Annotated in this window: 6 protein-coding genes; 4 read left to right on the top strand and 2 right to left on the bottom strand. The window is 71.3% G+C overall.

Annotated elements, in window-relative coordinates:
* Positions 1–218 precede the first annotated feature (218 nt).
* Positions 219–1,484: an FAD-dependent monooxygenase gene (locus tag C1A33_RS16810; RefSeq protein ID WP_101832428.1), complete on the top strand. Its 1,266-nt coding sequence runs from the start codon at positions 219–221 to the stop codon at positions 1,482–1,484.
* 16 nt (positions 1,485–1,500) lie between these two features.
* Positions 1,501–1,863, top strand: a complete 363-nt coding sequence (locus C1A33_RS16805; protein ID WP_207770344.1) for an HD domain-containing protein — start codon at positions 1,501–1,503, stop codon at positions 1,861–1,863.
* 439 nt (positions 1,864–2,302) lie between these two features.
* Here C1A33_RS16805 and C1A33_RS16800 read toward each other — a convergent pair whose 3' ends face one another.
* Positions 2,303–4,663, bottom strand: coding sequence for an FUSC family protein (locus C1A33_RS16800; protein WP_133150696.1), 2,361 nt, complete (start codon positions 4,661–4,663; stop codon positions 2,303–2,305).
* 580 nt (positions 4,664–5,243) lie between these two features.
* Between C1A33_RS16800 and C1A33_RS16795 the strand changes: the two genes are divergently transcribed.
* Together C1A33_RS16795 and C1A33_RS16790 are read left to right on the top strand one after the other, a co-directional pair.
* Positions 5,244–6,506 (top strand): CaiB/BaiF CoA transferase family protein, encoded by a 1,263-nt coding sequence (locus C1A33_RS16795; RefSeq protein WP_101832426.1) that lies wholly within the window; start codon positions 5,244–5,246, stop codon positions 6,504–6,506.
* A 205-nt stretch (positions 6,507–6,711) separates the two neighbouring features.
* Positions 6,712–7,518, top strand: coding sequence for an SDR family NAD(P)-dependent oxidoreductase (locus tag C1A33_RS16790; protein WP_101832436.1), 807 nt, complete (start codon positions 6,712–6,714; stop codon positions 7,516–7,518).
* A 116-nt stretch (positions 7,519–7,634) separates the two neighbouring features.
* Here C1A33_RS16790 and C1A33_RS34225 read toward each other — a convergent pair whose 3' ends face one another.
* Entirely contained in the window at positions 7,635–8,246 is a 612-nt protein-coding gene (locus C1A33_RS34225) for a hypothetical protein (RefSeq protein WP_133150695.1), read from the bottom strand.
* Positions 8,247–8,491 lie beyond the last annotated feature (245 nt).

Here is an 8,491-nt window from a genome sequence, read left to right as displayed (position 1 = left end):
GATGGGGTGGCTGGGGCGGCTGGGGCTGGTAGCCCCGGGCACCAGGCGCACAGTTCCAATGGTTCACAGCTTCCTCGGTCCTAGGCCCGCCAGGCGGGCTGTCCAGGAGCAACAGCGTGGCGACGAGCCGACGATCGATCGGCCGTCGCCATGCCCCGTCTCGAGGGTCCATCAACGCGGGCGGGCGGGCTTCAGCCACGATCACGAGGGCGGGTGCGATGAGGATTGTCTGCGTCGGCGGCGGACCGGCTGGGTTCTACTTCGCCATCTCGGCGAAGCTGCGCCATCCGGGTGACGAGATCACCGTGCTCGAACGCAACCCGCCGGGCGCGACGTACGGCTGGGGCGTCGTCTACTGGGACAACCTGCTCGATGTCTTCTTCGGCACGGACCCGCGCAGCGCCCGGGCGATCCGGGCCAGGTCCGCCCTCTGGCAGGAGCAGCGCATCAGCCTGGGTGGGTCGGGGGTGGCCCATCTCACCGGCTACGGCTTCAGCGTCCAGCGGGCCGAGCTGCTGCGCGTTCTCGCCGACCGCGCGGCCGAGCTCGACGTCCGGGTCGTCTATCAGCAGGAGGTCGACGATCTCGACCCCTACGCCGACGCGGATCTGATCGTGGCTGCCGACGGTGCGAACAGCCGGATCCGCCAGGACGCCGGCGACCTGTTCGGCACCAGCACCACGAGGGGCACCAACCCCTACCTCTGGCTCGGCACGGACCGGTTCTCCGACAGTTTCACCTTCGCGTTCGAGCCGACCCCGGCCGGTTGGATCTGGTGCCACGCCTACCCGTCGAACGCCGGGCTCAGCACCTTCATCGTCGAGTGCGCCGAACGGACGTGGCAGGGTCTCGGCTTCGACGCCCGCGGCGACGAGGAGACGCTCCGGACCCTGGAGAAGATCTTCGCCGGACCGTTGGACGGCCACGCGCTGATCAGCCAGGCGCAGGGGCAGGCCGAGGACCGGCCGCACGGCCAGGACGGCGGTGGCCCCGCACGCTGGCAGCGCTTCGTCGATGTCACCAACCAGCACTGGTACCACGACAACGTGGTCCTGATCGGCGACGCCGCCCACACCACGCACTTCACCCTGGGCTCCGGCACGGCGCTGGCGATCGTCGACGCGGCTATGCTCGCGCGGATCCTGGACGAGCACGCGAACGATGTCCCGTCAGCGCTGCGCGAGTTCGACGGCAGGGGCCACCGGGCGCTGCGGCCGATGCAGGCGGCGGCCCGCACGAGCATGGCCTGGTTCGAGCGGGCCGACCAGTACCTTGATCAGGACGCCGTGTCGTTCGCCTACGCGATGGCGGGCCGGCACGGTCGCCAGCCGCCGTGGCGTCAGCCGATGCACCGGGCGACCCAGGTCCCGGCGGTCCGCCGCACCCTGCGCGGCCTGCACTCGGGCACCCGCTGGGCCCTGGCCCGCCGCCGCGGCGAGCCGCTCACCCCGCGCGTCGACACCGCGCCAGCAGACCTCCAGTGAGCGTTACCTGTGGGGCGTGAGATACGGCGCGGCGCACGGCATCGCCTTCGACGACGAGCTGTACTACATCGCGGCGCTGCTCCACGACCTCGGACTGACGGAGCCGTTCGACAACCACCGGCTGCCGTTCGAGGAGGCGGGAGGGCATCTGGCCTGGGTGTTCGGCACAGCGGCCGGCTGGCCGGCGCAGCGGTCCGCCCGGGTCTCGGAGATCATCGGGCTGCACATGCGCGACGACGTGACCGCGGCCGACGACCCCGAGTCCCACCTCCTCCAGGTCGCCACGAGCTGGGACGTCGCCGGACGACGACCGGAGGAGTTTCCGCCGGACGCGCGGGAGGAGATACTCGCCCGCCATCCCCGGCTGGACTTCCCCTGAGGGGGACGGTCGGGTCAGTGCCCGGGCCAGCCGTCGATCGGTCTACCCGCCCTTCGAGGAGCGTCGTCGACGGATCCGTTCGAACCATCCGACCGTGGCGATCGCGTCGCCTGTCCCACCGCCCGACAGCCGAGCGCTCGCCGCTCCGAGCAGCCGGTCGGCGCACTCCTGACACAACCGACGGCCCGTGACCGAAACTCTCGGATGACCGGCTCTCGGCGCGCCGCATTCGTCACACTCAAACGCTCTGATCCTCAGACCCCCGCCCACCGCGATCGGACACTCGCAGGCCGCTTCCGCGCCGTGATCACATGGGAACAATAACAACGACGGAATGTTTATGATCAACGGAAGGGCCGGCGCAGGCACCTTCCTCCGTGTCGCCCCTCCGTGTCGCCGAGGCGGCGGCGGGTGCCGTCGTCGCCCCGTTGGCCGGCTGTCAGACGGCGGCGGGAGTGGTGTCGTAGTCGGCGATGCGCAGGCCCATCGTCTCGGCGAGGCGGGCCATGGCGCCATCGATGAGCTTGAGGTCGCGTAGGGCGAGCTGGCCGTCGTGGACGGCGCCGGCCTCCTGCTCACTGCGGCGCTCGGCCCGGTCGAACAGGGCGGAGGAGCGGGTGTACGTCGCGTCGCGTGAGCCGTTGATCGCGGCGGCGATGACGTCGAGCGACTCGTGCAGGCTCGCGGTGGCGCCCTTGATCTCGCGGCGGCTGTCGAGGTCGAGCGGGCCGGCCTTCTCGACGTCGTGGACGAGGTTGCGGCTGTAGGCGCGGGACGCGGTGACCAGGCGCATGAGCTCGGTGACCCGTTCGTCGAGGCCGCCGAGCGGGCCGCGGCGCATCGGCGCGGCGGTGGCGACGAGGCTCTGGTAGGCGGCGTCGACGGCGCGGGCGTCGGCCCGCAGCGCCGTGTCGCCGCACGCAGGGTCGCCGATCAGCCGGCCGCTGGCGTGTTCGACGAGGACCGCGACGGACCGCACGTAGCCGCGCAGGGCCACCCGCAGAACCCACTGGGTGCGCAGCGGGAACACCAGCAGGACGACCGCGATGGCGACGCCGGCACCGATCGCCGTCTCCTCGAGACGCAGCCGCAGCAGCGAGTTCGAGAACTCGTCGAGCTGGACGTAGAGCTGGGAGACCATCACGGTGATGCCGACCACCATGAACGCGTAGTTGATCCGCATCAGGTAGAAGCCGAGGAACAGCGCCACCAGGATGACGGTGATCGACAGGGCCGCGTCGTGGCCGACGGCGTGCGCGAGCACCGAGCCGATCAGGATGCCGACCAGCGTGCCGCCCACCCGGTACAGCGCCTTGCGGATCTGTTCGCCGGAGGTGTTCGCGCCCATGAAGGTGATGAACGCGGCGATCACCGCCCAGTAGTACCGCTGGCCCGACAGCAGATCGCCGAGCGCGATGGCGCCCGCGACCGCGACCGCGACCTGGATCGCGGCGCGCACATACGGCTTGAGGCGGGCGCGGTCGGCGATGTGGTCGCCGCTTTCGACCGAGGCCATGGCGCTGGCGGCCGCGGAGCCGGGCAGGAAGCCGCCGAAGAGCATCACCGACGGCTGGAACAGGGTCGTCGTCCGCTCCTGCTCGCTGGCCGAGCCGAGAGCGAGCCACTGGCTCATCGCCTCGGTCAGCGCGAGTACCGACCCGGCGAAGCGGTGCGCGACGACGACGGCCGTGCGGTCCCGGGCGTCGGCCACGGCGTCGGCGTCGACGTCGACGTCGGCGGTCCGCAGCAGGTCGAGCAGGGCGCGGGCCTGGGCGTCGGCGGCCGCCTGGTCGCGGTCGACGATGCCCCGCAGGGCGCCGCGGGCCGCCGCGAGCTGGTCGGCGGGCAGGTCGAGGCGGGTCATGGCCTGCGCGAAGCGGGCCACGTTCGTCAGTGCCAGCTCGACGTCGAACAGCCGCTGGTGCAGCAGCTGGCCCGACGAGCCGTCGGCCGTCGCGGCCGGATCGCCGAGCTGGGCGTCGATCATCAGGGCGGCCTCGTTGAGACGGACGAGCTGGCGGTGCAGGCGCTGGGCGCCGCGCTCGCCGTGGTCGGGATCGTCGAGAAGCTCCAGGGTCAGCTTCGCCAGCCGGCGGGCCCGGGCTGCGTAGGAGCGCTGGGCGCGGCGCAGGTCCTTCGCGGGACGTGGGTAGAACAGCCCGAAGCGGACGACTCCCGCGACGAGAAGGCCGATGCCCAGCTCGGCGCACAGCCAGCCGAGGTCGCCCAGCGAGATGGCCTTGCCCATGAAGTCACCCATGAACGTGCCCATGAACAGCAACATGCCGCCGATGAACCCGCGGGGGCCGAACCGCCGGCAGTAGGTGCCCACCCCGAGGCTCGCGACGATCAGGATCAGCGAGGGCAGCCGGTAGTCGGCGAGGGCGATGCCGACCGCGAGCATCGGGACCATCGGGAGCGGCAGGAACAGCAGGGTCACCAGCTGGCCGCGCGGCGTCGGATCCATGATCGCGAAGGTCGAGATCATGCCGATGATCGCGCCCAGCAGCATGGCGATGACGAGGAACTGGTGGTTGGCGGCGGCCACCATCGCGGCCTTCGCGGGGGGCAGCGCCGCGCCGTGGGTCTGGATCTGCAAGGCGTGGGTCGCCCGGACGAACAGCCATTCGGCCACCAGAATCAGGCCGATCGTGATGACGGAATGCAGCGCCATCCGGAACCGGTTGAGGCCCGGGTCGGAGCCGAGGGCGCGGATCGCCCACCGTTCCCGCAGCCGCTCGGCCGGCCGCGCTTGCGCGGCAGGGGCGGCAACCTCGAGACGGGCCTCGTCGATGCTCACCACAACAGACCTCACTCTCCCCACAAACGGCACAACTCTCCCCACGAACGGCACGCCACCCTGTCCGCGACGGCACACGATCGCCTGCAACAGCGCCGGATCGCCGGAGTCGCACGGGCATGACGGCAGCACTCGACGGAACGACGTCGATCAACAAGGACACGCCCCGCGCGTGTGACGGGAGAAACGCGGCCGGCGATTCCCTCCGGTGACCCGCATCCCGCGGATGGGCAATTCGTGGCACGCGAAGGTGGTTCCGATACTACCCGCACGCCGATATTTAACCTGTGTGAATAACATGACAGACGGGGCGGGAACAGGTGGATTCCCGGACGCGGGGCCCTACTCGGCTCGGCTGCTCTGCGACCTCGGCGCCGAGGTGGTCAAGGTCGAGACGCTGGCGCGGTTGCCGCGGGTCAGCGACGCCGCCGTGGCGCCGCACCGGCCCGCGCCGGGTCATGGGCGCCCCACACCTCGGGCGCGAGCCAGGCGAAATAGATAACTTTTCAACCGAACACAGCTGGTTGGCGCCGCGTACGAGGCGTTCGACGACGGGCCTGGCCCGGTGAGGACGGCGGACATGAGCGAGTTGCTCGCGGGAGTGCGGGTCATCGAGTCGGCGATGCTGTTCAACGGCGACACCGTCGGCGCCCACCTCGGCGACCTCGGCGCCGACGTGATCAAGGTCGAGGGCCCACCCGTCGGCGACTACCTGCGCCACTTCCTCGGCCAGGTCACCCCCGGCTACAGCCCGGCGCACATCCAGATCAACCGCAACAAGCGCAGCATCGGCCTGGACCTGCGCACCGACGCGGGCCGGGAGGTGTTCTGGCGGCTACTCGACACCGCGGACGTCTTCGTCGACGGCAACGCCGCCGACGCCTGCGCGAAGCTCGGCGTCGGCTACGAGGCACAGAAGGCGCGCAAGCCCGACATCGTCTACTGCCAGTACACCGGTTTCGGAGCGACCGGCCCGTACGCGCCGATCCCCACCCACGGCCAGATGATGAACGCCCTGGCCGGCGCCACCCCCCGGGTCATGGGCGACGACGGGTTCCTGCACCTCGCCGCCGGCAGCGGCGCGATGGGAAGCATGGAGGCCGGCGGGGAGGGCACGGCGGCCGGCGCGATCCACGCGGCGTATCACGTCGCCGCGGCCCTGGTGCGGCGGGCGCGCACCGGCGAGGGTGCCTTCATCGACATCTCGGGGGCCGACGGCGTCGTCGCGCAGGCGTGGATCGCCGCGACCTACGCGCTCAACGACGCGCGGATCACCGACCGCTCATCGATGCCCGCGGCCACCGACAGCGGCGAGATGACCGGAGCGCTGTACCAGTTCTACGCGTGCGAGGACGGGCTGAACCTGCTGTTCTGCTGCATCGAGCCGAAGTTCTGGAAGAACTTCTGCACCGCCGTCGACCGGCCGGACCTGCTGTCGGCCAACAAGGCGACGGGCAGCGCGAACGTCGACTTCGGCGCCGACCAGGCCGAGCTACGCCGCGAGCTACAGCGGATCTTCAGCACCCGACCGCTGTCGGCTTGGGTGGAGCTCGCCGCGGAGCACGACATCGCCCTGGGCCCGGCCTACCGGTCCCTCGCCGAGGCCGCCGTCGACCCACACCTGCTCTCCCGCGACACCTTCCACACCGCCGTGCACCCGGTCGCCGGCGAGTACACCTACGTGACCGAGGCCGGCCTGGTCCAGGGCCAGCCTTACCAGCTGCGCCATCACGCCCCGGCGTTCGGCGAGCACAGCGTCGAGATCCTCGCCGAGCTCGGCCTTCCCCAGCCCGAGATCGACCAGCTCCTCGCCAGCGGCGCCGTCGCGACCGCCCGCGCCTGACCCGCCGGGACCGCGTCACTCCCCCGGCTGGCGCCGTCCGGTCGTAGCGCCGTCCGGTCGCGCCTCGCACCGGACGGAGGCGTACCGTCGGACGACGCCATCGAACGCAATCGTCACCGCGATGTCACGAATCGCGAGCCGGCTGGTCGTCGTCGTCGGCCATGCTCGGGTGAACTCGTGTCCGCCCCTGCCCCGCGGAGGCACCGTGGTCACCTCGTCGGTCGTCATCACCGGGGCGGCATCCGGTATCGGGCGGGCGTGCGTCGCGCTGTTCGCCGCCCGCGGATTCGGCGTCGTGGCCGTCGACATCGACAAGGCCGGACTCGCCGACCTCGCCACCGCCCCTGACTCCGCCGACGGGCAGAGCGGCGACGAGGGGTCCCCGCGGATCGTGCCGGTGGTCGGGGACGTCTCCCGGGAACGGACCGGCGACGCGATGGTCAGGACCGCCCTGGAACGGTTCGGACGCCTGGACGCGGCGGTGCTCAACGCCGGGATCGGCGGCACCCTGCCATGGGAGGCCGACGGCGCCCTCGAGCGGTTCGACGAGATCCTCGCCGTGAACGTGCGGGGTGTCGTGGTCGGGATCCGGTCCGTCGTCCCCGCGCTGCGGGCCGCCGGCGGCGGATCGATCGTGGTGACGGCGTCCAGCGCCGGGCTGGGGGCCGATCCGGGGAACTGGGCGTACAACGCGTCCAAGGGCGCCGTCGTGAACCTGGTGCGCGCCGCCGCGCTCGACCACGCCGCCCAGAACATCCGGGTCAACGCCCTCGCCCCCGGGCTCACCGACACCGCGCTGATGGCCCGCCACCGCGCCGTTCCCGGCCTCGTCGAGGCGTCGAGCCGCCGCATCCCGCTGCAGCGCTGGGGCCTCGCCGAGGAACACGCCGCCGCCATCTGGTTCCTCGCCTCCCCCGACGCCTCCTACATCACCGGCGTCACCCCCCCCGCCGACGGCGGCCTCACCGCCATGCACGGCGCCGTCCCCCCACCGCCCCTCCCCGACGCCTGAGACGCCTCACCCGGCCTCCAGGCCACGCCCACGGGCCGACCATCGTGCCCCGCGACTTCTCGGCCGACAGAACTCGCGACGCGCGACACCCTCGCGGCCATCCCCTCTACCCCCCTCTACCGCGACGGCCGCATAGATCGCATCAGCAGCCGGCCGAAACGCGTCAGCAGGAGGGCGCCGGAACCGGCAAGCGCCGCGGCCATCGCGATGAGCAAGGACCACGGTGAGTCCGCGCCGAGAACCTGCAGTACCGCGAAGGCGGCGCCGAAGGGCAGACCTACGACAGTGAGCACGCCGAGTGCCGCGCTGACGTACTGTCCCTCCTGCGCCTGCGCGATGCGGTTGAGGTCGACGATCTCGGTCAGTACGGCGTCGAACTTCGCCGACAGATGATGCTGCTCCTGGTAGGCCGTGAGGATGTCGTTGGCCGGTCCGTGCACGCTGGCATCGCGCAGCCAGTAGATGGTGCGGAACCGTGCCGCGCGCTCCTCCAGACGGCTGAGATGGCGCGGCAGGTCATCCGCCTCGAAGGCTCGTGCCGCCTCGTCGATCATTTCCACGATACTGCTGCTCTGGACGATGCCGATCACGATGGCGTCCAGATAGGTGGTGTGCGTGTACAGCTGGGCGAAGCCGAAGAACGGATCGCTGTCGCCCTGGTCGGGGCGCAGCCCCAGAAAGGCGGCCCCGTCCCGCGTGACGAGTCCGCGCCAGTCCGCCGACAGCACCACCCTGCCGGCGAGAAGCCGGTCCGCGTGATCAGGGTCCGGGGGGTAGTCCGATCCATTCGTCCGCGAGGCCAGATGCCATAGCCAGGTATCCGCCGTCGACCACGAGTCAAGCTGAACCGCGCCTGGCGGCCTCGACAGTTCGTGTTGCGCGAAGGTCGAGAACGCGACCGTGAAGGCGCGGGACGACGATGTCAGACTCGCCCATGCCGGTAGCAACGCGCCCAGGTCCGGCGCCCTGGAAC

The sequence above is a fragment of the Frankia canadensis genome, from assembly GCF_900197875.1.
GTDB lineage: Bacteria > Actinomycetota > Actinomycetes > Frankiales > Frankiaceae > Frankia > Frankia canadensis.
Note: the sequence above shows the minus strand (reverse complement) of the source record. Positions and strands in the feature narration are given on the sequence as shown.